A 21445-nucleotide genomic window follows, 5' to 3' on the forward strand; every position below is an offset into this window, starting at 1 on the left:
TGAGGGTTATTAAAAAGTAGTTGGTTTTTCATTCTTCCTTACATTACAAACAGAAAGTAATACATTAGACTTTCTACTTATACTATATTAAATTTACTATCTTTTAACTATCGAATTACATTACAGAAGGCTTACATGTTTGTAAGCTATGCGTAATGTAATTCGATAGTTTTCCATATCTATATTTCGTACAATACAGTTAGAAAGTAAGCCAAATAAGAAGAACGCTCACATAACCAAATTACATTGCTAGTAGCTACTCTTCTTATACCTTTCACTCATGCTACTACAATGTACCCCCTTCCCCTTTATATAATAAAAAAAGCCTTAGCCCATATGGACTAAGGCTTTTTTACGAACCTCAAAATACCCCTACCTAGTATTTTGATTTTCGACAAAAAATAGGCAGGGGTATATTCCGCTATCTCATCGCTAAAAGTTTACTCTTCGCATTAATAGGAATATTTACGGCTTCAATTTCTTCAATTGACTCGCCGTATCGTCCTTTTGCGTACACTTTTAATGCTTCATCTCTCTTTAACATATGCTTAACAGTCTTCTTTATTTTTTGTTCTCTTCCACGTTCGTCAAATGCAATAAATTCATATTCATACCACTCATCACCAACATGCTGACCAATTGTATTCACAACCGTATAGTATTCTTTCGTCTTATAAAGCGGATTATATTTATCAATAACTGGTCCAAGTTTCGTAGGCAGTAACATTACTACTATCACTAGCATCGCTATTATAGTAGTGATCATTTTTTTCTTCACAATAAACATTCCTCCTCTGCAGGATATATATACATCCATTTTAAGAAGAAGCAATAAAATCTACTATTGAATCTCATTACATTACACTTACATTTTTGTAAGAATAAAAAAAGGTGAACGATTTTACTCGTTCACCTTTTAGCTCGCTTTAAAGCCCCCACCAAGCACATCACGCACATCATGAATAACAACGAAAGCATCTTCATCTACTCGGCTAATAACTTGCTTTAACTTAACAAGCTCTTGTTTATTAATAACAACATATAAAACTTCTTTATTTTTTCCAGTATATCCGCCGCGTCCTTCTAATACAGTGACACCGCGTGTCATGTTTTTCGTAATAGCCTCACGTATTAAATCTGGTTGATTTGAAATGATTGTAACAGCCGTTTTTGTATCCATTCCTTCTACAATGAAATCAATCACTTTCGCACCGATGAATACTGCAACAAGTGTGTACATCGCTTTTTCTTGTCCTATTATAAATACAGAACCAGCAATTACAACGATATCAATAATAAGTACGCCTTTACCAACGCTCCACCCTAAATATTGATTTGCTAACTGTGCTAAAATTGCCGATCCTCCTGATGTACCTCCAGCTTTGAACATACAGCCTAATCCGATACCTACAAACAAACCAGCAAATAAAGCTGCTAATAGCGTATCACTATTTACATGATACTCAATATGTTCTGTAACATATAAAAACAAGGATGTTTCTACAATCCCTAAAATCGTATAAACCATCGTTTTTTTATCAAAAAACTTATAACCAATAGCTAGTAAAACTGCATTTATAGCAAAGTTCACAATCCCTGGTGACCAATCAAATAAGTAGTACGTAACAACCGTTAAACCAATAATTCCACCTTCCGATAAACGGTTTGGAATTGCAAAGTAATTAATACCAATTGCGAATAATAATGAACCAATTGTAATTAGTGTTATTTCCTTTATACGTTGATTAACCATAATTCATACCCTCCCCCATTTGACATTGTATCACTATCTCCTAGAGGTTTAGAAGTGGTTTTTATTCCGCATTTTACCTCTTAAAGATCGAGATATTATGTTTAAACAAAGGGTTGATTAATTATTCATATTTTCTCTAACTGCACGAACAAATCGCTCCACATTCCCTTTCTGAATATACCTAGCTCTAACCCTTTCATGATTACAAGTAAATTCAAAATATGGACAGAGATCTATGTCATCTATATGCAAATACGGATACTCTTCAAATATTGCAGGGTAGCCCGAAAATTTCCCGTAAAAAAGGAGACGTCTAGTAGTAGCAGCGAAAATCCCATGCCGGTAAGCTACGGTAAAATCATCCTTCTCAAATATCCCTACCACAACAGCTAAAATCTTTTCGTCATCCTCTACATATTTTTTCATACTCGATAAAAGTTCATTCATGCATATTCCTCCAAATTCTATTCATTGTTTTAACACTTGAAAAGAATCCATGGATTATTACAGACCGGTTTAACTCTTTTATAAAGTATGAAACGCGTTTCCTGTCAAAGACATTTCAAAAAATAATCCGTTATGCGATTATACACATAACGGATTAAGACTAAACTGTAGAGCGTTCCACAAGTTCATACGGAATCTCCACCTTTTCTTGTTTATAACTCTCGTTGCTCACTTGCCTATAAAACATTTCAAAAGCGTTTTTGCCTATCTCCTTTAAATTTTGATCAATCGTTGTCAACTGTAACACTTGTGAAATAGGTTGATTATCAAAACCAATAATCGCCAAATCCTCAGGAACTTGAATACCTAACTTTTCAACTTCTGTCATAATCCCAATCGCAACTTCATCTCCTGCTACTATTAACGCTTCTGGGAGGACCTGCATCTCCTTTAACTTATGAGCCACTCTCACACCATCTTCTAATGTAAAACATTCTGTAAAAATCCACTCTTCATTAACCTCTTCATCTATGGATTGTAATTGATGTTTATAAACATCAAAACGTTTTTGACTACTTGGCCCTAACTTCCTTCCCGTACAATAACCAATTTTTTTATAACCTTTTTCAATAAGATAATTCATTCCTAACTGAAAGGCTGCCGAATGATTTGTATATACACTTGAGATATTTGAAATATCATTATCTTCACAAGCAATTATTGTGCCGTAAGAAGCATACGGTTCTATCGTTTCCCAATCATTCGCACGCGAGCAAATAATAAGGCCGTCCAATTGTTTTGTTTTTAGCATATGTAAACTTTTCATTTCTTCTTTTTTATTGTAATTCGTTTGGCAAAGTAACACCCTGTAATTATGAGCTAACGCCACCTCCATCATTCCACCTACCATCGCATCAAAACACGGATGATTAATGTAAGGTAAAATTACACCAACAATATTCGTCTTCCCTTTGGATAAATGAACAGCGTTTGCGTTTTGTGAGTAATTCAACTTCTCAACTATCTCAATAACCGCTTTCCTTTTTTCTTCACTTACATATGGGTGATCATTTAGCACCCTCGAAACGGTCGTAACTGAAACTCCGGCCATCTTTGCGATATCTTTAATATTAGCCATACACTCACCTCTCCTTTTAACTTAATGAATTCCATGAACATATGTCAAATCTTCTCATCATTACACCTTCACTCGTTTTTCTTACAAAAGTGTAATTTTCCTGTAAGCTAATTCGATAGTGACTCTTCCCAATATCTTATACAATTAAGTCAGAAACAGGGCAACAACTATTCGAAAAGGAGCGGATCAATATGATGAACAAAATGAAGAACAACAAATTTACGAATACAATGGGCATGGTATTGTCCGCTCTTATCGATGCAAAATCTGTTGCTTCTACATTAAACAAGTAAGGAGAATATATTATGCAAAACATCACCTTTAACAAATTAGATTTTTTAGGACTAGCTAGCGGCTCTCTTCTTCTTACTGCTTTTATTTACGCTGCTACGCTTATATAAACTTTGTGTCCCCTTTCCCCTTTATATATAGAAAAAGACGACCGTCTATGCCCGGTCGTCTTTTTTACTTTTGTTTCGATTGCAAAGTTTCCTTTAGTTCTTCAAATTTTTCGTTTAATTGATCTGTCATCATTTTCATAGCCGTTTTTCGATCTATTTGTTCTCCGGCATCAATTTGAATCGGATCTCCAAAAACTAATTGCGCTTTTTTTCCTTTTATTAATTCTTTTACACTTGATGGACCAATATAAGCTGCCGGCACTAATGGAACGTTAGAACGCAGTGCAATCGTAACAGCCCCCGCTTTTAATGAAACGTCTTCTGTTGATCTCGTTCCACTTGGGAAAATCCCTACTACTTTTCCCTCTTTTAATAAACGCGATGGAATTTTTAATGTGCTCGGCCCTGGATTCGCACGATCTACCGGAAATGCATTTACATTTTTAAAGAACCAGTTTTTGAATTTCCCTTCAAATAATTCTTTTTTGGCCATGTAATGAATTTGGGTTGGATACATCCCAGTTGCTAACATTAAAACGTCCATAAAACTCGTATGTGTACACGCAACAACGTAAGGGCCGCCTTCCGGTAATTTCTCTCTCCCTTGTACTTCTACTTTCCCAGCCATTTTAAATATATATTTCAACGAAAATGTAATTGGTTTATACATTTGTTTCGTTCCTTTCTAAATATCCGAAGTATAATCATTTTCTTACAATGATTATAACACTAAGTTTTAGGAGTTGGTAATAAAAATAAGTATTTATTGTTAAATTTCAATTCTTACAAAAGTGTAATTTTCTTGTAAGCTAATTCGATAGTGACTCTCCCCAATATCTTATACAATTAAGTCAGAAACAGGGCAACCATTTGAAAAGGAGCGGATCGATATGATGAACAAAATGAAGAACAACAAATTTACGAATACAATGGGCATGGTATTGTCCGCTCTTATCGATGCAAAATCTGTTGCTTCTACATTAAACAAGTAAGGAGAATATATTATGCAAAACATCACCTTTAACAAATTAGATTTTTTAGGACTAGCTAGCGGCTCTCTTCTTCTTACTGCTTTTATTTACGCTGCTACGCTTATATAAACTTTGTGTCCCCTTTCCCCTTTATATATAGAAAAAGACGACCGTCTATGCCCGGTCGTCTTTTTAAATTTTTCTTTCTTTTAACTCTTTTAAAAGCTGTATCAGTTCAGCTTGTTGTTTTACCTTCTTACGACCATTTCGATTAATTGCTGCAAGCTCGCACGCAACTCCGACGGCGAAGAAAAACAATAAACTTTCTAACATGTTAAATCCTCCAATTGCCTATTAAACCGCTTGGCGTAATTGCTCTTCTTGTAAAACTTGCTTATTTATATTTTCTTCTTTTCTCTGACAAACGTTATTGCGAATAAGTGCTGCAATAACAAGTAAAGTTCCTACAATATCAAACATTGTTATTTGATACCCTTGTATCATCATAATAATCAAAGTCGTAATGGGTACAAAATTAATAAATAAAATGCCGTTAATCGATGATAAGATTTTCACACCGTAATTCCAAGCGAGTAGCGCTATGATTCCTGGTAATGTCATCATAAATAACAAATCATACTTCACGATAGAAATCGTTCCCATACTTGGGACCGGAACATACCCAAGCACCGTAATCATTACAGTTATAATTCCTGTGACAGTCGTACCAAATACACACGTCAATGTAGAATAGCGTAATGTTGACCAATCGCTACACGTTTGACCACCCATCGTATAAATAACCCAACCTACAACACCAATAAATATAAACGCTAGTGAAAACATGTTATCTTTCAATGTTAAAAAGAAACTCATATCACCTTTCGTAATAACAAACACAGCTCCTACAAAAGCGATAATCATGCTCGTTATCATATATTTTTTCGGTTTTATATGCTTATATCCCCATAGAATACAAATGGAAATCATCGGCATGAGTGCTTCCATAATGGAGGCTACCATTACACCTGATTTTCCCATTAACATTTGACCTAAAAATATGAGTACATTATATACAGTAAACGCCATCGTTCCAAAAAAGACGAGTAACTTTCCCCTTCCTTCTAAACGAAATGCCTGTTTTCCTTCTTTCATTAACAATAATACAATCAGTACTATCGCCACTGCTCCATAACGAATAAGTGAAAAATAAAATGGATCTATGTATTCTAGCGCATGATCAGCAACCGGAAACATCGCTCCCCATGACATACTTGCAATTAAACATGCCAAAGCTCCTATTACTATTTGACCTCTTCTCACCATAATCCCCCGCTTCTTTCTATTTGCACAAAGAGAATTGTAAAAGAAAAAACATATCACGTAAAACGATTCAAAATGATGTTAACTATCATTTATAATGATAGTTAACATCAAGGGGGAGCATACAATGGAATTACGAGACTTACAAATCTTCCAAAGCGTTGCCGATCGCGGTAGTGTAAGCGGCGCAGCAAAGGAATTAAATTATGTACAATCAAATGTAACCGCACGTATTAAACAATTAGAAAACGAGCTAAAAACACCGCTCTTTTACCGTCATAAACGAGGCATGACTTTAACAGCTGAAGGAAGAAAAATGCTCGTTTATGTTAATAAAATTTTGCAAGATGTTGAAGAGCTAAAACAAGTGTTTCTAGATAGTGAAACACCATCTGGTATATTAAAAATCGGTACAGTCGAAACAGTAAGTACATTGCCTACCATTTTGTCTTCTTACTATAAAAGCTATCCAAACGTTGATTTATCATTACAAGCTGGTCTAACCGAAGAACTTATTAGAGAAGTCCTTGACCATCAATTAGATGGCGCCTTTATATCAGGTCCTATTAAGCATCCACTAATTGAACAATACGATGTTAGTACAGAAAAATTAATGCTCGTGACACAAAATAAAGCTTTTCATATAGAAGAATTTACTACGACGCCCTTACTCGTTTTTAATCAAGGGTGTGGATACCGTTCCAAACTAGAACGATGGCTTAAAGATGAAGGTTTGCTACCAAAAAGAATTATGGAATTTAACATATTAGAAACAATATTAAATAGTGTAGCACTCGGTCTTGGGATTACACTCGTGCCCCAGTCCGCGGTACAACATCTTTCTACAGCAGGTAAAGTACACTGTCATCCGATTCCCGAGAAATACGGTAGTATTTCAACTGTTTTCATACGCCGCAAAGATAGCTACATGACCAATTCAATGCGTAGCTTTTTAAAAACAATTGAAGAGCATCATCACATCAATATGCTTTAAAAGACATTCTTACACGAATGTCTTTTTTTCTTACAAAAGTGTAAGTCTCCCGTAAGATAATTCGATAGTTGTAGTTCATCATTTTCCCTATAATTAAGACATAAAGCAGGGCAACAACAATTCGAAAAGGAGCGGATACGCATGATGAACAAAATGAAATCAAACAATTTTTTTAACACAATGGGCATGGTGCTATCCGCACTTGTCGATGCAAAAGCAGTTGCAACTACATTAAACAAATAAGGAGAGATGATAATGAACAACATTACTTTCAACAAATCAGACTTTATCGGACTTGCAAGTGGAGCGACTCTTCTTACAGCTTTCATTTACACACTTGCTCAAAGTCTTGTTTAACAATTCGTTTCCCCAAACCCCTTTATATAGAAAAAGCTGCTCGTCTTATAGACAAGCAGCTTTTTAGTTTGTTTCATATATAATTTGGCCTGTTTTCATAATATCGTATCCGCCAATCGCTTTTAACTCATTATGAAATTCTTCCGATTGCAGAATGTCTTTCATCACTTCAATAAGTTCTTCATTGTCTTTATTCTTCAAAATTACTAAATCATACTGTTCTTTCATTATCGGAATAAAGTCTACATTTACAATTTGCGAAACCTTTTCCGACCCTACCCCAACATCAGCTTTTCCATTCGCAACTTGCGTGGCAACACCAAGATGACTCGATTCTTCCCATTCATATCCACTAATATGTTCTTTATTTAACTTTTGAATTCGTAATTGTTCATCCACTAGCACCCTAATACCAGAGCCTTTTTCTCGATTTACAAATTTTATAGAGGACCCGGATATGTCAGCCCATGTCTTTATTTTCTTTGGGTTTCCTTTTTGAACATAAAACCCCACATTTCTTGCCAATAAATTGATCATAATACATGGTTGTCCAACTAAAATACGTTTTACGTAAGGAACATTATATGTACCCGTTTCACCATCAAATAAGTGTAAACTAACTACACTTCCTTCTCCTTGGTACATCTTCACTAAACTTGTTAAACTACCTTGATACGCTCTTAATACATTAGAATTTAGCAATCGATTTTCTATACGTTTTGCCAACATATCTAACGTTAGTTCTTGCCCGCTAATGATGCATGTATTCAAGATACTACTATCGTCATTCTTTACAGAAGTAACTTGTATCTTTCCTGTTTTCATTTGCTTTATATATTGTTCTAAATCCGCTGTATCAATGCGCATCTGTCTACCAACTCTATAAGAAGGAAGTTCTCCTTTTTTAATTAAGTCGTATACAGTTAGTTTTGATACTTTTAATCGCTTCGCTACTTCTTCCGTTGTGTAGGAATGATGATCCATAGACGATTCCTCACTTTCTTCCTTCATTGTAACAAAGAAAAGAATATTTCTCCTATTTTTTAAAAACAACCATATTGTTCAAATTATATTCAATTATAACTAGTTATAATTAGTTATATTTAGTTATAATTAATTATGTCAAAACGAAAGGGGATTTTTTTATGAACAAATTCACATTACGATCTATTGGGGCACTTATACTTTCTTTCCTTCTTATATTTAGTGCTGCTTGTACAAGCGGGGAAAAGAAAGAGAAGTCAGTTGCTAAAGAGGGAAAAACAGTCGAACTGACTATATCAGCTGCTGCTAGCTTACAAGATGCATTAAAAGAAATTGAAAAACAATATACAGAGAAAAAGCCTAATATTAAACTTTCTTTTAACTTCGGTGCTTCTGGTGCACTTCAACAACAAATCGAACAAGGTGCACCCGCTGATTTATTCTTCTCTGCAGCAGAAGATAAATTCCAAACACTTGTTAAAAAAGGATTCATTAATGAAAAAGAAGGAAAAAACCTTCTTGGAAATGAACTAGTTCTAGTCGTCCCAAAAGATAGCTCTCTTACAAAAATTCAAGATTTAAAAGATGAGAAAATCAAAAAAATCGCACTTGGTACACCTGAATCTGTACCCGCTGGGAAATATGCAAAGGCTTCTCTCACACATGAAAATCTTTGGAATGACATTCAAAATAAAATCGTATTTACAAAAGATGTTCGCCAAGTGTTAACATATGTAGAAACAGGTAATGTCGATGCTGGTATTGTATACAAAACAGATGCTCTCATTTCAGACAAAGTAAAAATTGGCGAGACGGCAGCAGCTACTTCTCATGAGCCAATCCACTATCCTTTAGGCGTTATAAAAGAATCGAAGCATAAGAAAGAGGCGACTTCATTTTATGAATATTTGCAGTCAACAGATGCACAATCTATCTTTAAGAAATATGGATTTACAGTCCTATCATAATTGCCATGAACTTTGATGATATTTTGTCACCTGTCTTTTTATCTTTACGAGTAGCTGCATACGCCACCATTATCGTCACAATTTTAGGAACGATTATCGGTCGGTCACTAGCACGCTCCTCATGGAGATATAAAGTAATACTAGAAACTATTTTCTTATTACCAATGGTACTTCCGCCAACTGTAATCGGCTTTTTTCTCATTATTATTTTTGGAAATAACAGCCCCATTGGAAAGTGGATAGAATCGTTATTTCAGCAGTCCATTATGTTCACATCTACTGCTGCTATCATTGCTTCTACAGTTGTCGCATTTCCGCTCATGTATCAATCAGCAAAAACAGGATTTTCGATCGCAAATGTACAAATTGAAGAGGGCGCTCGCGATCTCGGCGCCAGTGAATATCAAGTTTTTCTACACGTTACACTACCGCTTGCATTTCCTGCATTACTAAGCGGTATGATCTTAAGCTTTGTTCGTGCACTAGGAGAATTTGGTGCTACACTCATGTTTGCTGGGAATATTCCTGGCAAAACACAGACAATCCCAACAGCAATTTATATGGCCATTGATGCAAGTAATATGCAACTCGCTTGGACACTTGTAATTATCACTATCAGTATGTCACTCATATTTCTCCTATGTATTCAGCTCATTAATAAAAGAATTACTAATTCTTAAAGCAGCTTTCGACAAAAGCTGCTTTTTTATTTCTTAGGAAATAAAAAATACTATATAAAGTGACTGAATTTTACCTTTTATTTAAATATACATTCTATTTGAATTTACTTTCTAAAATAGGCAATTTCCTGTTATTATATGGAGGTGTTTGAAAAAATGAAGAAATGAAAACGCATTTATATCGTGAATTCTTCATCCTGTTTTAGCGATCGGTAATCTTCTACTCTATTAGTGGGGCATTACCGATCGTTAGAACGATATGTAATTATATTGGTATAGCAAACCGAAGGGAGTCTTGTAATGGACATTTTATTAGCGCTTCTTCCTGCAATTGCATGGGGAAACATCTTATTAGTAAGCGTAAAAATGGGCGGTGGTGCATATAGCCAAACGGTAGGTATGACAATCGGTGCTCTATTCTTCGCAACAGTTATGTATGTATTTACTCAACCAGCTTTAACAATGACAATTTTGATTGTTGGTTTTATTTCAGGTTTATTCTGGGCTTTAGGACAAGTAAACCAATTAAAAACAGTTGAAAAGTTAGGTGTTTCTACTACTGTAACGATTTCTACTGGTATGCAACTTGTTGCAACTTCTATCTTTGGAGTTATCGCTTTCCGCGAGTGGACTACTACAACAACGATCATTATGGGAACGATTGCAATCCTATTAATCGTAGTTGGTGTTGTATTCACATCATTAGATGATAAAGAAAATGCACAGCCACCAGGACAATTGAAAAAAGGACTTCTTACTCTAATTGTTTCTACTTTCGGCTATCTTGTATATGTAATTATTATTCGTTGGTATAACATTGATGGTTGGTCTGCTATTTTACCACAAGCAGTTGGTATGTTTGTCGGTGCGGTTGTACTGACATCTAAACATAAGCCATTTAACAAATATGCAATTCGTAATGCTTTATCTGGTTTACTTTGGGGAACAGGAAACTTATTCTTACTTCTTTCATTACCACGTGTCGGAGTAGCGACAAGCTTCCCATTATCTCAAACTGGAATCGTTATCTCAACATTCGGTGCGATTGTCTTCTTAGGTGAAAAGAAAACAAAACGTCAATTGATTTTTATTGCACTAGGTAGTGTTTTAATTATCGGCGGCGCTGTATTACTTGGTCTAACAAAAGCATAAACTTATATTCTATTAAAAACCCCTGAGGCATATGTGTCCCAGGGGTTTTTTCGATTTTAATTATTTTCTAAATATAATTATTTACACGCACTTGTCCTTTATAGTTCTTCTTCCACTCTAGCAAACCAGCTACACATATAAAGAGATTAATAACAGCTAGTATTAGCATGACATATAAACCAGTGGAAATATAAATTACAATGCTAACTACGTTATACAAAATCCATAAATGCCAGTTCTCTAAGATTTTTCGACTTAGCATAAATTGAGCTACTAATCCTAATACAGCATTTAAAGCGTCTAAATATGGACTTGTTGATTCTAAATAACGGACTTGATAATAGCCCCAACCAACCCAAGCAACTAAAATAAAAATTATATAAAAGGTCCACCCCTTTAAATCTAAACGAACAGTTGCTTTTACCTCTTCTTCCCCACTACGTGCAATCCAATAATACCAACCATATACATTAAATATAAATTGAAAGACTGCTAATACTGCCATTGCATATAAACCTTGTATAATGAAAATATACAGAAATAACGTAACGGTAATCATACCAAATAAAAAGTTGGATACTTTTTCTCTTGCTAATAACCAAACATTAACAATCCCCATAACTGATGCGAAAATTTCAATATAACTCGATTGAATGTAAAATCCAACCAATACGCAAATAATACTAGAAATGAGTAAAAAAAGTGGACTTCTAACCATATTTATCTCTCCCCAGATGTGTAATAAATTCCATATCACCAGTATAAGGAACTCCTCTTATTTTTATCATGAATTCCCTTATTCAAAAACCCCCTCATTATCTATTCCATATACGGTAAGTCTTTTCTTTTTACAAAATTCTCTTAAAAATGGTATCGTTTTTTATAACATATCTCTACTAGAAGGGAATAAAGGATATGCTTACTAAACATCGAATTTTATTTATTGGTGCCGGTCGTATGGCAGAAGCTATCTTCTCCGGGTTACTTAAAACGAGTAAGGAATATATCGAAGAAATTATCGTTTCCAACCGAAGCAACATAGAAAAACTAGAACAATTACAAGGGCGATATAATGTGTCCATCACTACAGACTGGAAGCAGCATATTACATCCGTTGATACGATTGTTTTAGCGATGCCACCAGCTGCACATGAACAGTTATTACAGGAGTTATCTCCTCTTCTAACTGAGCAATTCGTTGTGACCGTTGCTGCCGGGATTGGACCATCTTATTTAGAAAAAAGGCTTCCTCAAGGGACACCTGTTGCCTGGATTATGCCAAATACAGCTGCCGAAATCGGAAAGTCCATCTCCTTATATACGACGGGACATTCCGTAGGTGAAACGCATCAAGAAACGCTACAACTCCTTTTAAAAGGTATTGGTACCTCACAGTTTTGTACTGAAGAGGAAGTTCATCAACTTACCGCCATTACTGGTAGTGCACCTGCTTTTCTCTATCACTTTGCTGAAGGTTTAATTGAAGCGACGAAAAACTATGGAATTGATGAGAAAACGGCAAACCACCTTGTCATTCAAATGATTGCTGGTTCTGCCGCTATGCTCCAACAAAACGAAGATCCAGCTATGCTCCGAGAACAAGTAACAACACCAGGAGGTTCAACTGCTGAAGGCTTAAAAGTTCTATATGAAAATAATTTTTCAGAAGTCATTCAACAAGCAGTTGAAGCAACAAATAAAAAAGCTAGGGGGAAATAATATGAATTTAACAAGTTTAAAAGACTATACAACATTACATAATGGTGTAAAAATGCCTTGGTTCGGTTTAGGTGTGTTTAAAGTAGAGGACGGATCAGAAGTAATTGATTCTGTAAAAGCAGCTATTAAAAACGGATACCGCAGCATCGATACTGCAGCAATCTATCAAAATGAAGAAGGCGTTGGTCAAGCAATTCGCGAATCTGGTATTCCTCGTGAAGAGCTATTTATCACTTCAAAAGTATGGAATAGCGATCAAGGTTATGAAACAACACTTCAAGCATTTGAAACTACATTAGAGAAATTAGGCCTAGAATATTTAGATTTATATTTAGTACATTGGCCTGTAAAAGAAAAATATACTGAATCATGGAAAGCGTTAGAAAAGCTTTATAAAGATGGTCGCGTTCGTGCTATCGGTGTGAGTAATTTCCACATTCACCACTTACAAGACGTATTTGAAATTGCTGAAATTAAGCCAATGGTCAACCAAGTGGAATACCACCCTCGTTTAGCACAAGAAGAATTACATGCTTTCTGTAAAGAACATAACATCCAGCTCGAGGCTTGGTCACCATTAATGCAAGGGCAACTACTGGATCATCCAACATTACAAGAAATTGCGACAAAATATAGTAAATCAACTGCACAAGTTATTTTACGCTGGGATTTACAAAATGAAGTTGTAACGATTCCTAAATCAATTAAAGAGCACCGCATTATTGAAAATGCAAACATCTTCGATTTTGAATTAAGCTCGGATGATATGAAAGCAATTCAAGCTTTGAATGAAAATCATCGCGTCGGTCCAGATCCAGATAACTTTAACTTCTAGTAGAAAAACCACTGCCATGTGCAGTGGTTTTTTTCACTTTAAAAAACTGAAAATTTAAACTATATTCCATTTGATTGACACTTCATTATCCAAGGTGTAAGATTTTGAATTATCAAAGAAACACAAAAATTAATAAAATTTATTCGTTTACTCATTGTATCAAGAGAGGTGGAGGGACTGGCCCTTTGAAACCTCGGCAGCAGGTTCATTTTGAATACTGTGCCACTTCCTGCAAGCTTTATGCTTGAAAGATAGAATGAGGGACTTCGTTTATATACGGGTACATAACTCGTATGTGAAAATCCCTCTTTCTCAATCAGAAAAGAGGGATTTTTTATTTTTCATTTCCCTCATCATCATCCAATCTTATTAATTATTTAGGAGGAAAATCAAATGAAAAAGAAGTTTGTACCCGGTATCGCATCAGTTGTAGGAGTAAGTATTTTATTAACTGGTTGCGGTAGTTATAAAAACGAAGCTAGCGGAGCAAATGCAAAAGACGAGGCACCTAGTAAACAGGTTTTAAACTTATCTTCACCTTCTGAAATACGAACAATGGATACAGCTCGTGCTACAGATACTGATTCCGGTCAAGTAATGAGAAACGTATTTGAAGGTTTGTATAATCTTGGTGAAGGTAACAAACCTGTCCCTGGCGTTGCAAAATCCCATGAAGTAAGTGGCGATAAAACGAAGTACACATTCCACCTGCGAGATTCAAAATGGTCAAACGGTACTCCTGTTACAGCGAAAGATTTCGTCTTCGCTTGGCAAAGAGCTGTTGACCCAGCAACAGCCTCTGAATATGCATTTTTATTCTTTGATATTAAAAACGCAAAACAAATTAACAACAAAGAGCTTCCAGCCGATCAACTTGGTGTAAAAGCAGTTGATGACCATACGTTTGAGGTAGAATTAGAGCGTCCTGTTCCGTACTTTATTAGCTTAACGGCGTTCCCAACATTTCTACCAATTAGTGAGGAATTCTTTAAAACACAAGGTGATAAGTACGCTTTAGAAGATAATACAATTTTGTACAACGGAGCTTTTACACTAAGTGATTGGAAGCATGAACAAAGCTTTAAATTTAAGAAAAACCCTACCTACTGGGATAAAGATACTGTCAAAATCGAAGAAATCAATTTCAACATCGTAAAAGAAAAATCAACAGAAGTAAATTTATTCGAATCTAAACAATTAGACCGTATAAAACTAACATCTGACTTCGTTGATAAATATAAAAAGGATGCTAATTTTAAAGAACGTCCGAACGTAGGGGTACAATTTTTACGTATGAATCAACAAAACAAAGTACTTCAAAACGTTTCTGCACGCCAAGCAATTGATCAAACGATTGATCGAAAGTCCTTTGTCAATACGTTATTAAATGATGGCTCTACACCAACCTTTGGTCTTGTGCCAAAAAACTTTGCAAAAGGTCCTGATGGAAAAGACTTCCGTGCTACAAACGGCGATTTAACAAAAGTTGATACGAAATCTGCACAAGAATTATGGAAAAAAGCAAAAAAAGAACTAGGTTCTGAAAAGATAACATTAGAATTATTAACAAGTGACGGTGACCTTGAGAAAAAGACTGGTGAGTTTCTAAAAGGTCAATTAGAAAAGAATTTAGAGGGCTTAACAGTAAATATAAAACCGCAACCACGTAAACAACAAGTTTCACTCTTATTAAAAGGTGACTACGAAATCGGAATTGATGGTTGGAGCCCTGACTTTGCTGATCCAATTACATTCCTTGAATTGTTTACAACGAATAACCCTTACAACTTAGATCATTACTCTAATAAAGAGTTCGACGAAGCAATTGAAAAGGTGAAAACTACTTTAGCTGGTGATGAAAAAGCCCGCTTTGATGCATTACTAGCATCAGAGAAAATATTATTTAAAGACTCTGTTATTGCTCCTCTTTACCAAAAAGGCGAATCTTATTTAGAGAAATCTTATGTGAAAGGCATTGTACAAGTAGACTTTGCAGGTCAATTAAACTTCAAATGGGCAAAAATTGAAAAATAAAGTGAAACTTTAAACAACGTATTTCCACCAACTCCCATTGTTTTTTTGACAAAATATATTAAAAGTAGATTCCTTAATATGAGTGAATCTACTTTTTTGATATATTATTCCAAGAAATTAACACTTTGTTTTTATTATTGACATATAGTTCTTTCTGGTGTTAATATTCTAAATAATCAAAGAAACGAAATATTTAACCATCAAAATATAATGTCTACTACGTTGAAACATATAACGATACATTATAGTTCAACATGTATATACATATAGAACACATGATTACCTATAAACAAATATTTATACTAGGTTTTATCTCTTTCTATAGCTACTTCAAGACATGGACATTATGACGTTATGAACAACACATTTAGGGAGGAACGAACAATGAAGAAAAAAGTTGTACCTGTTGTTGCATCTGTTTTAGGGGCAAGTCTACTACTAACTGCTTGTGGGGGAAATAAAAATAATGCAAGCGGTGCAAAAGCAAACGATAAAGCACCTGATAAACAAGCAATTAACTTATCATTTGCTTCAGAAATTCCAACAATGGATGTTGCAAAAGCAACGGATGGGGAATCCATGAACGTAATGCGAAATGTTTTTGAAGGTTTATATGCAATGGGCGAAGATAATAAACCAATTCCTGGTGTCGCTGAGTCGGTTGACGTTAGTCCTGATAAAACAAAATATACATTCCATCTTCGTGATTCGAAATGGTCAAACGGTACTCCTGTTACAGCAAAAGACTTCGCCTTCGCTTGGCAACGTGCCGTAAATCCTGAAACAGCTGCCGAATACGCATTCTTATTCTTCGATATAAAGAATGCAAAACAAATAAATCAAAAACAATTACCACTTGATCAATTAGGTGTCAAAGCCCTTGATGACAAAACTTTAGAAGTACAACTAGACCGTCCTGTTCCCTACTTCTTAAGCTTAACGACATTTGCAACATTCTTACCAATTAATGAAGATTACTTAAAATCGCAAGGTGATAAATACGGTTTAGAAACAAATCATTTAATCTACAACGGTGCTTTCACATTAGATAACTGGAAGCACGAACAAGGCTTCCAATTAAAGAAGAATCCTAACTATTGGGATGCTAAAACAGTAAAATTAGAAGAAATCAACTTCAATGTCGTTAAAGATAAGTCTACAGAAGTTAACTTATATGATTCAGGACAAATTGACCGTGTTGCTTTAACTGCGGAGTTTGTTGATAAATATAAGGGCGATCCAAACTTCAAAGAACGTGCTGAAGTCGGCATTCAATTTTTACGACTCAATCAAAAAAATGAGGTATTAAAAAATCAACATGCACGCCTTGCTATTAACGGCGCAATGAATAAAAAAGCATACGTAGAAACAATTTTAAATAACGGTGCTGTTCCAGCTGAAGGAATGGTTCCTGCGAAATTTGCAAAGAGCCCAGAGGGCACTGACTTCCGCAAAGAAAACGGAAACCTAGTCAAAGATGATGTGAAATCAGCGAAAGAAAACTGGAAAAAAGCGAAGCAAGAACTTAGTACTGACAAAGTAACACTTGAACTATTAACAAGTGATAATGCTTTAGCTAAAAAGACTGGCGAATATTTAAAAGGTGAACTGGAAAAGAATCTAGATGGATTAACAGTGAATTTAAAGCCACAACCACGTAAACAACAGTTGAAATTACTATTAAGTGGTGATTATGAAATCGGAATTGATGGCTGGGGCCCTGACTTCGCTGATCCTATTACATTCTTAGATTTATTCACAACAGATAGTGCTTATAACTTTGATAAATACTCTAACAAAGAGTACGACGAGCTAATTCATAAAGTGAAAACAGATTTAGCTGGCGATGAAAAAGCACGCTGGGAAGCAATGAAACAAGCTGAAAAAATCTTATTACAAGATGGCGCTGTCGCTCCTTTATACCAACAAGGTCGCTCTTACTTACAACGCTCTTTCATTAAAGGACTTGTAACAACTGACTTCGGCGGTGAATTTAACTACAAGTGGGCAGAAGTTGCAAAATAATAAGTACTAATAAAAAGGTATCCAATTGAAGGATACCTTTTTACTGTGTACTTCATTAATTACAAGGTCTCTTCCCTTTATCATTTCTTTTATACCTATAGTGAGGCCCGCTACTAATTGTGTAACTAGTCTAATAAATAATAATGAGATAATATTTTCTCTAAATTAACTCCAGCAAATATTATTTTGTAATAGCCATTCGCTACGCATGTTGCGGGAAATAATCCCACATACAGGAATAAACATTTGTGTTAAAGAGATGCGAAGAAGACTATTGTCAACAATCCTCTTTCCCATCTTTTTGTATTGAACTAAAACTCATAATAAATATAAATGCAAATGTCAAATATGTTTTCCATGTCAAAGAAGGTGTATGCCCTGACCAAATATAGCTAACTAAATAGTTAATTCCCATAATGCAAGACGATATTACTAAACTAATACTTATTAGTTTTACATATTTGAGCATATCTTTTCTCCTTGTTTTTTATTTTTCTACTTCTTCAAATTGTAGATTCACCGGTTCTTCTAAGAGTGTTTCATAAAAGTTCTCTGCCAAATCTGTTGTAGGAATTTTTTCATCTACTTCATCAAATCGAATACTATCTAGCCACACACAACCTTCTCCTGATAATAAAACACCAAATGCAATACCAAGCGCTCCTTCTTTTATATCTAATACAACCGAGTACGATTGCCAATTATTCGTATTTTTAATGGGACGATTTTGCATATTATCCATAGCAAGCGGTTCTGTCTCTTTTCCGTCTACTCGCATCCACAACCCTGCCCAATCTCTTACGTTCTCACTCTTAACAAATGCTGTAAAACGTAATCTTTTACCTACATATTTATCCGCTCGGAAGATTTGCATTAATGTTGAAAATCCCCCATGCGTAACATTCTCTTTTGCTTTTATGTATGCAGATACTTTTCCTTGATGGACAACTTCATAATCTAACCCCATCTCGTATTCAGCAGGATGACTTCCACTTAATACCCACCCTTTCGGTATACCTTTTTGCATTGAAACACCCTCTCTTTCTATATAAAATGACTGGAAGTACTTTCGGTATTTCTTTGGTGGCAATTGAAACATTCTTTTAAAAGCTCTCGTAAATGCCTCTTGTGAGGAAAAACCGTATTGCACTGCAATATTAATGACTGCTCTTTCAGTCGATACCAAATCTTGTGCAGCATAAGTTAATCTTCTCTTACGAACATAATCCGTTACACTCATCCCAACATATCTTTGAAAGATGCGATGAAAATGGTACATCGATACTGCACTGTGAGATGCCACTCTTTCTGTTGTAAGCTCCTCATGTAAGTGATTCTCTATATATTCAATTGATTTTTTTATTATCTCTTTATATTCTTCATGCATTTTAGTCCCCCCCTCACAACTTCAATTTACCATATACATACAAATCGTTTTTGATTTAAATTGCGGATTAGCCCTTATGACTGCAGGATAATAATTTATTTTCAACACATACATAATTACATGTTTTTGGGAAAAACTTGTATAGAACGAATTTACATAAGGAGGAATTTATAATGAGAATTCTACTATCAGTTTTATTAGCTCTTATGCTAGTACCTGCATTAACAGGATGTAAAGCTCCTGCAAAAGAAGACACAACTTCTAATAAAAAGACGACTGAAGAAGCAAAAAATGAGGCTCCTGCAGATTTAAAACTAAACTTCAATGAATTCGATTTAAAGGCAGACTACCAAGATACAAAGAAAGACTACGAAGCAGACTATAAAAATGTAGCAGCTGATAAGAAAATGGAAGCAAAAATTGAAGATCATAAAGCAGATGTAAAATTAACAGGAGACGAGGCTATCACAAAATTAAGCCCACTTCTACAAGAATTGAAATTTGATAAAGATACTGCTGACCAAGAAGTAATCGATCAAGTAGTGAACGTGTTCAAACTTGATAAAGACTATCAAAAATTCGATTTAGAAGTTGTCTTCTCTAATGGAACGAAAAAAGAATATAAAAGAGAAATAAAATAAAGAAGTAGGCGGTTGCCTACTTCTTTATTTTTTAATTTTTGCGTACCTTAGTTCTGGACTAGAACCGATAATGAATTGGACACCGGATACTGATGGTTTTTGTAAATATGAGGCACTTGGGAAAATAATTGGGATTAATGGTGAATCTGTAAACATAATATCTTCCGCTTTATGCAATAATTCAAAACGCTTATCTTCGTTTTGTTCAACTTTTGCTTCTTTTATTAAAGCGTCAAATTCTTTATTATGCCATTTTGCATAGTTATTCGGACCATCACCTGCATATAAATCTAGTTTAGTAATTGGATCTAATAAAGAGCCACCCCATCCCATATAAGCTAATTGGAAATCACTTTGCTTGTATGTGTCTATGTAACTCTTCCACTCTTTATTTTCTAATTTAATATCTACTCCAAGATTTTTCTTAAACATTTCTTGCATTGCTTCTGCTACTTTTTTATGTTGTGTATCTGTAGTGAATTTTAATGTTACTTCAGGTAATGTAGACCATCCTTGTTCTTTCCTACCTTCTTCTAATAATTTTTTCGCTTCTGCTGGATCAAATTTAACGTAATCACCTTTTTCTTTACGGAAATCACGGCCACTTTGTGTTTTTGCTCCTTCTGGAACGAATGCATATGCTTCTTGCGCATTATTTTTATACAATTTTTCAACGATAAATTTGCGATCAACCGCTAATGAAAATGCTTTACGTACCTTCGCATTTGTAAACGGCTCTTTTTCTACATTAAACGAGTAAATATAAGATGAGAATCCTGCAACACGCTTATATTCTTTATTTCCTTTTTCTTTTTCAATCATCTCTTGTGGTAAACCACTTAGTAAATCTAATTCTTTTGATTTAAATAATTGATACGCTGTTTTAGAGTCTGGGATAATACGAAACTCAATTTCTTTTAGAGTTACCTTTTTATCGTAGAATTCTTTATTTTTTTGTACTGTAATTGCCTGGTTATGCTTCCACTCTTTTAACGTGAATGGCCCATTCGTAATTAACTCTTTTGGATCTGTTTTTAATTTATTATTATCATCAATTGACTTTTTAGATAATGGAATAAATAGTGAGCTTGCTAATTTTTGTTTAATAGAAGCAACCGGATGTTCAAGAGTTACCTTTAATGTTTGAGGATCAACGACTTGAATACCAACTTGTCCCTCTTCACCTTTTCCAGTATTGTATGCCTCTGCCCCTTTAATAAAATACATTTCTGTCGCATTCATAGAACCCGTTTTCGGATTTAATAATCGCTTCCATGCAAATTCAAAATCATTTGCTATAATAGGAGAACCATCTGACCATTTAATATCTTTCTTTAAATGAATTGTATACTCAGTTCCATCAGCATTTACTTCTTCTTTCTCCGCTAATTCATTTTGATATTTCCCATCACTATCTTGTGTATATAAACTTGAAAACAACTGTCCAATTACATAACCTGACGTGCTATCTGTCGCAATGGCAGAATCAAGGGTATACGGATCACTACTAATATTCGTTACTAATCGATCTCCTTCTCCCTTACCAGCACTCGCCTTTTGCGTCTCTTTCTTACCGCATGCGACAGAAGTAATTGCTAAAACGGTCATAATGACAAACAGTAAAAACTTCTTCATC

General features: G+C 34.8%; 24 protein-coding genes, 1 pseudogene and 1 riboswitch. Of the genes and pseudogenes, 12 read left to right on the top strand and 13 right to left on the bottom strand.

The window, feature by feature from the left end:
- Nucleotides 1–421: 421 nt before the first annotated feature.
- From ACS2MN_RS27790 to ACS2MN_RS27805, 4 genes are all read right to left on the bottom strand, one after another.
- Nucleotides 422–778, bottom strand: a complete 357-nt coding sequence (locus ACS2MN_RS27790; protein ID WP_000728436.1) for a YxeA family protein — start codon at nucleotides 776–778, stop codon at nucleotides 422–424.
- Nucleotides 779–916: 138 nt separating this feature from the next.
- The gene (locus ACS2MN_RS27795; protein ID WP_000248049.1) at nucleotides 917–1753 is read right to left on the bottom strand and encodes a YitT family protein; all 837 of its coding nucleotides are present in this window, start codon (nucleotides 1751–1753) and stop codon (nucleotides 917–919) included.
- 117 nt (nucleotides 1754–1870) lie between these two features.
- Nucleotides 1871–2200: a PH domain-containing protein gene (locus ACS2MN_RS27800; RefSeq protein WP_001004254.1), complete on the bottom strand. Its 330-nt coding sequence runs from the start codon at nucleotides 2198–2200 to the stop codon at nucleotides 1871–1873.
- A gap of 160 nt (nucleotides 2201–2360) precedes the next feature.
- Entirely contained in the window at nucleotides 2361–3338 is a 978-nt protein-coding gene (locus tag ACS2MN_RS27805; RefSeq protein WP_001273896.1) for a LacI family DNA-binding transcriptional regulator, read from the bottom strand.
- 305 nt (nucleotides 3339–3643) lie between these two features.
- Here ACS2MN_RS27805 and ACS2MN_RS27810 point away from each other — a divergent pair, with 305 nt between their 5' ends.
- A complete protein-coding gene (locus tag ACS2MN_RS27810) occupies nucleotides 3644–3739 on the top strand; it encodes a DUF3948 family protein (RefSeq protein WP_001179702.1) in 96 nt (31 codons plus the stop codon).
- Between the two features lie 64 nt (nucleotides 3740–3803).
- Here the strand turns inward: ACS2MN_RS27810 and ACS2MN_RS27815 are convergent, their stop codons facing one another.
- A complete protein-coding gene (locus tag ACS2MN_RS27815; RefSeq protein ID WP_000277795.1) occupies nucleotides 3804–4409 on the bottom strand; it encodes a lysophospholipid acyltransferase family protein in 606 nt (201 codons plus the stop codon).
- A 334-nt stretch (nucleotides 4410–4743) separates the two neighbouring features.
- Between ACS2MN_RS27815 and ACS2MN_RS27820 the strand changes: the two genes are divergently transcribed.
- Nucleotides 4744–4839 carry a DUF3948 family protein gene (locus tag ACS2MN_RS27820; RefSeq protein ID WP_001179702.1) on the top strand — a complete coding sequence of 32 codons (96 nt, stop codon included), beginning with the start codon at nucleotides 4744–4746 and terminating at the stop codon, nucleotides 4837–4839.
- A gap of 63 nt (nucleotides 4840–4902) precedes the next feature.
- Here the strand turns inward: ACS2MN_RS27820 and ACS2MN_RS27825 are convergent, their stop codons facing one another.
- Nucleotides 4903–5043, bottom strand: coding sequence for a YrzO family protein (locus ACS2MN_RS27825; RefSeq protein WP_000894071.1), 141 nt, complete (start codon nucleotides 5041–5043; stop codon nucleotides 4903–4905).
- Nucleotides 5044–5064: 21 nt separating this feature from the next.
- Nucleotides 5065–6033 carry a DMT family transporter gene (locus ACS2MN_RS27830; RefSeq protein ID WP_001252498.1) on the bottom strand — a complete coding sequence of 323 codons (969 nt, stop codon included), beginning with the start codon at nucleotides 6031–6033 and terminating at the stop codon, nucleotides 5065–5067.
- A 127-nt stretch (nucleotides 6034–6160) separates the two neighbouring features.
- On the opposite strand from ACS2MN_RS27830, the gene ACS2MN_RS27835 reads away from it, so the two are divergent.
- Nucleotides 6161–7027, top strand: coding sequence for a LysR family transcriptional regulator (locus ACS2MN_RS27835; RefSeq protein WP_000423063.1), 867 nt, complete (start codon nucleotides 6161–6163; stop codon nucleotides 7025–7027).
- Nucleotides 7028–7282: 255 nt separating this feature from the next.
- A complete protein-coding gene (locus ACS2MN_RS27840) occupies nucleotides 7283–7384 on the top strand; it encodes a DUF3948 family protein (protein ID WP_001060020.1) in 102 nt (33 codons plus the stop codon).
- Nucleotides 7385–7447: 63 nt separating this feature from the next.
- On the opposite strand, the gene ACS2MN_RS27845 is transcribed toward ACS2MN_RS27840, so the two are convergent.
- Entirely contained in the window at nucleotides 7448–8395 is a 948-nt protein-coding gene (locus ACS2MN_RS27845) for a helix-turn-helix transcriptional regulator (RefSeq protein WP_000657124.1), read from the bottom strand.
- Between the two features lie 134 nt (nucleotides 8396–8529).
- On the opposite strand from ACS2MN_RS27845, the gene modA reads away from it, so the two are divergent.
- From modA to ACS2MN_RS27860, 3 genes are all read left to right on the top strand, one after another.
- Nucleotides 8530–9336 carry a molybdate ABC transporter substrate-binding protein gene (gene modA / locus ACS2MN_RS27850; protein ID WP_001032236.1) on the top strand — a complete coding sequence of 269 codons (807 nt, stop codon included), beginning with the start codon at nucleotides 8530–8532 and terminating at the stop codon, nucleotides 9334–9336.
- Between the two features lie 5 nt (nucleotides 9337–9341).
- A complete protein-coding gene (gene modB / locus ACS2MN_RS27855) occupies nucleotides 9342–10016 on the top strand; it encodes a molybdate ABC transporter permease subunit (protein WP_002059169.1) in 675 nt (224 codons plus the stop codon).
- Between the two features lie 300 nt (nucleotides 10017–10316).
- On the top strand, nucleotides 10317–11168 hold the full coding sequence (locus ACS2MN_RS27860) for a GRP family sugar transporter (protein ID WP_000353551.1): 852 nt from the start codon (nucleotides 10317–10319) through the stop codon (nucleotides 11166–11168).
- A 67-nt stretch (nucleotides 11169–11235) separates the two neighbouring features.
- Here ACS2MN_RS27860 and pnuC read toward each other — a convergent pair whose 3' ends face one another.
- On the bottom strand, nucleotides 11236–11886 hold the full coding sequence (gene pnuC, locus ACS2MN_RS27865; protein WP_097958057.1) for a nicotinamide riboside transporter PnuC: 651 nt from the start codon (nucleotides 11884–11886) through the stop codon (nucleotides 11236–11238).
- A gap of 197 nt (nucleotides 11887–12083) precedes the next feature.
- Here pnuC and proC point away from each other — a divergent pair, with 197 nt between their 5' ends.
- From proC to ACS2MN_RS27885, 4 genes are all read left to right on the top strand, one after another.
- Nucleotides 12084–12887 (top strand): pyrroline-5-carboxylate reductase, encoded by an 804-nt coding sequence (proC, locus tag ACS2MN_RS27870; protein WP_000956243.1) that lies wholly within the window; start codon nucleotides 12084–12086, stop codon nucleotides 12885–12887.
- A gap of 1 nt (nucleotide 12888) precedes the next feature.
- On the top strand, nucleotides 12889–13722 hold the full coding sequence (locus ACS2MN_RS27875; RefSeq protein WP_001054814.1) for an aldo/keto reductase: 834 nt from the start codon (nucleotides 12889–12891) through the stop codon (nucleotides 13720–13722).
- Between the two features lie 153 nt (nucleotides 13723–13875).
- A riboswitch (SAM riboswitch) is annotated at nucleotides 13876–13980 on the top strand.
- A gap of 135 nt (nucleotides 13981–14115) precedes the next feature.
- Entirely contained in the window at nucleotides 14116–15756 is a 1641-nt protein-coding gene (locus ACS2MN_RS27880) for a peptide ABC transporter substrate-binding protein (RefSeq protein WP_000726441.1), read from the top strand.
- 384 nt (nucleotides 15757–16140) lie between these two features.
- On the top strand, nucleotides 16141–17781 hold the full coding sequence (locus ACS2MN_RS27885; RefSeq protein WP_000731095.1) for a peptide ABC transporter substrate-binding protein: 1641 nt from the start codon (nucleotides 16141–16143) through the stop codon (nucleotides 17779–17781).
- A 6-nt stretch (nucleotides 17782–17787) separates the two neighbouring features.
- Here ACS2MN_RS27885 and ACS2MN_RS27890 read toward each other — a convergent pair.
- The 3 genes and pseudogenes from ACS2MN_RS27890 to ACS2MN_RS27900 all read right to left on the bottom strand — a co-directional run.
- A pseudogene (locus ACS2MN_RS27890) lies at nucleotides 17788–18008 on the bottom strand (hypothetical protein); the annotation flags it as partial.
- 50 nt (nucleotides 18009–18058) lie between these two features.
- Nucleotides 18059–18250, bottom strand: coding sequence for a hypothetical protein (locus ACS2MN_RS27895; RefSeq protein WP_087948829.1), 192 nt, complete (start codon nucleotides 18248–18250; stop codon nucleotides 18059–18061).
- An 18-nt stretch (nucleotides 18251–18268) separates the two neighbouring features.
- Nucleotides 18269–19168: a helix-turn-helix transcriptional regulator gene (locus ACS2MN_RS27900; protein WP_087948828.1), complete on the bottom strand. Its 900-nt coding sequence runs from the start codon at nucleotides 19166–19168 to the stop codon at nucleotides 18269–18271.
- Between the two features lie 173 nt (nucleotides 19169–19341).
- Here ACS2MN_RS27900 and ACS2MN_RS27905 point away from each other — a divergent pair, with 173 nt between their 5' ends.
- Nucleotides 19342–19809 carry a YusW family protein gene (locus ACS2MN_RS27905; protein WP_438894804.1) on the top strand — a complete coding sequence of 156 codons (468 nt, stop codon included), beginning with the start codon at nucleotides 19342–19344 and terminating at the stop codon, nucleotides 19807–19809.
- Between the two features lie 24 nt (nucleotides 19810–19833).
- Here the strand turns inward: ACS2MN_RS27905 and ACS2MN_RS27910 are convergent, their stop codons facing one another.
- Entirely contained in the window at nucleotides 19834–21444 is a 1611-nt protein-coding gene (locus tag ACS2MN_RS27910) for a peptide ABC transporter substrate-binding protein (protein WP_346994993.1), read from the bottom strand.
- Between the last annotated feature and the right edge of the window lies 1 nt (nucleotide 21445).

This window comes from Bacillus cereus group sp. BceL062, from assembly GCF_051780025.1.
Classification (GTDB): Bacteria; Bacillota; Bacilli; order Bacillales; family Bacillaceae_G; genus Bacillus_A; species Bacillus_A toyonensis.

Coding starts and splice junctions, on each gene's coding strand:
- ACS2MN_RS27805 (WP_001273896.1), bottom strand. CDS start 3,338: ATGGCTAATATTAAAGATATCGCAAAGATGGCCGGAGTTTCAGTTACG.
- ACS2MN_RS27795 (WP_000248049.1), bottom strand. CDS start 1,753: ATGGTTAATCAACGTATAAAGGAAATAACACTAATTACAATTGGTTCA.
- ACS2MN_RS27910 (WP_346994993.1), bottom strand. CDS start 21,444: ATGAAGAAGTTTTTACTGTTTGTCATTATGACCGTTTTAGCAATTACT.
- ACS2MN_RS27885 (WP_000731095.1), top strand. CDS start 16,141: ATGAAGAAAAAAGTTGTACCTGTTGTTGCATCTGTTTTAGGGGCAAGT.
- ACS2MN_RS27900 (WP_087948828.1), bottom strand. CDS start 19,168: ATGCATGAAGAATATAAAGAGATAATAAAAAAATCAATTGAATATATA.
- ACS2MN_RS27905 (WP_438894804.1), top strand. CDS start 19,342: ATGAGAATTCTACTATCAGTTTTATTAGCTCTTATGCTAGTACCTGCA.
- modB (WP_002059169.1), top strand. CDS start 9,342: ATGAACTTTGATGATATTTTGTCACCTGTCTTTTTATCTTTACGAGTA.
- ACS2MN_RS27860 (WP_000353551.1), top strand. CDS start 10,317: ATGGACATTTTATTAGCGCTTCTTCCTGCAATTGCATGGGGAAACATC.
- ACS2MN_RS27895 (WP_087948829.1), bottom strand. CDS start 18,250: ATGCTCAAATATGTAAAACTAATAAGTATTAGTTTAGTAATATCGTCT.
- proC (WP_000956243.1), top strand. CDS start 12,084: ATGCTTACTAAACATCGAATTTTATTTATTGGTGCCGGTCGTATGGCA.
- ACS2MN_RS27875 (WP_001054814.1), top strand. CDS start 12,889: ATGAATTTAACAAGTTTAAAAGACTATACAACATTACATAATGGTGTA.
- ACS2MN_RS27810 (WP_001179702.1), top strand. CDS start 3,644: ATGCAAAACATCACCTTTAACAAATTAGATTTTTTAGGACTAGCTAGC.
- ACS2MN_RS27825 (WP_000894071.1), bottom strand. CDS start 5,043: ATGTTAGAAAGTTTATTGTTTTTCTTCGCCGTCGGAGTTGCGTGCGAG.
- ACS2MN_RS27820 (WP_001179702.1), top strand. CDS start 4,744: ATGCAAAACATCACCTTTAACAAATTAGATTTTTTAGGACTAGCTAGC.
- ACS2MN_RS27845 (WP_000657124.1), bottom strand. CDS start 8,395: ATGAAGGAAGAAAGTGAGGAATCGTCTATGGATCATCATTCCTACACA.
- ACS2MN_RS27880 (WP_000726441.1), top strand. CDS start 14,116: ATGAAAAAGAAGTTTGTACCCGGTATCGCATCAGTTGTAGGAGTAAGT.
- ACS2MN_RS27840 (WP_001060020.1), top strand. CDS start 7,283: ATGAACAACATTACTTTCAACAAATCAGACTTTATCGGACTTGCAAGT.
- ACS2MN_RS27800 (WP_001004254.1), bottom strand. CDS start 2,200: ATGAATGAACTTTTATCGAGTATGAAAAAATATGTAGAGGATGACGAA.
- modA (WP_001032236.1), top strand. CDS start 8,530: ATGAACAAATTCACATTACGATCTATTGGGGCACTTATACTTTCTTTC.
- ACS2MN_RS27835 (WP_000423063.1), top strand. CDS start 6,161: ATGGAATTACGAGACTTACAAATCTTCCAAAGCGTTGCCGATCGCGGT.
- ACS2MN_RS27815 (WP_000277795.1), bottom strand. CDS start 4,409: ATGTATAAACCAATTACATTTTCGTTGAAATATATATTTAAAATGGCT.
- pnuC (WP_097958057.1), bottom strand. CDS start 11,886: ATGGTTAGAAGTCCACTTTTTTTACTCATTTCTAGTATTATTTGCGTA.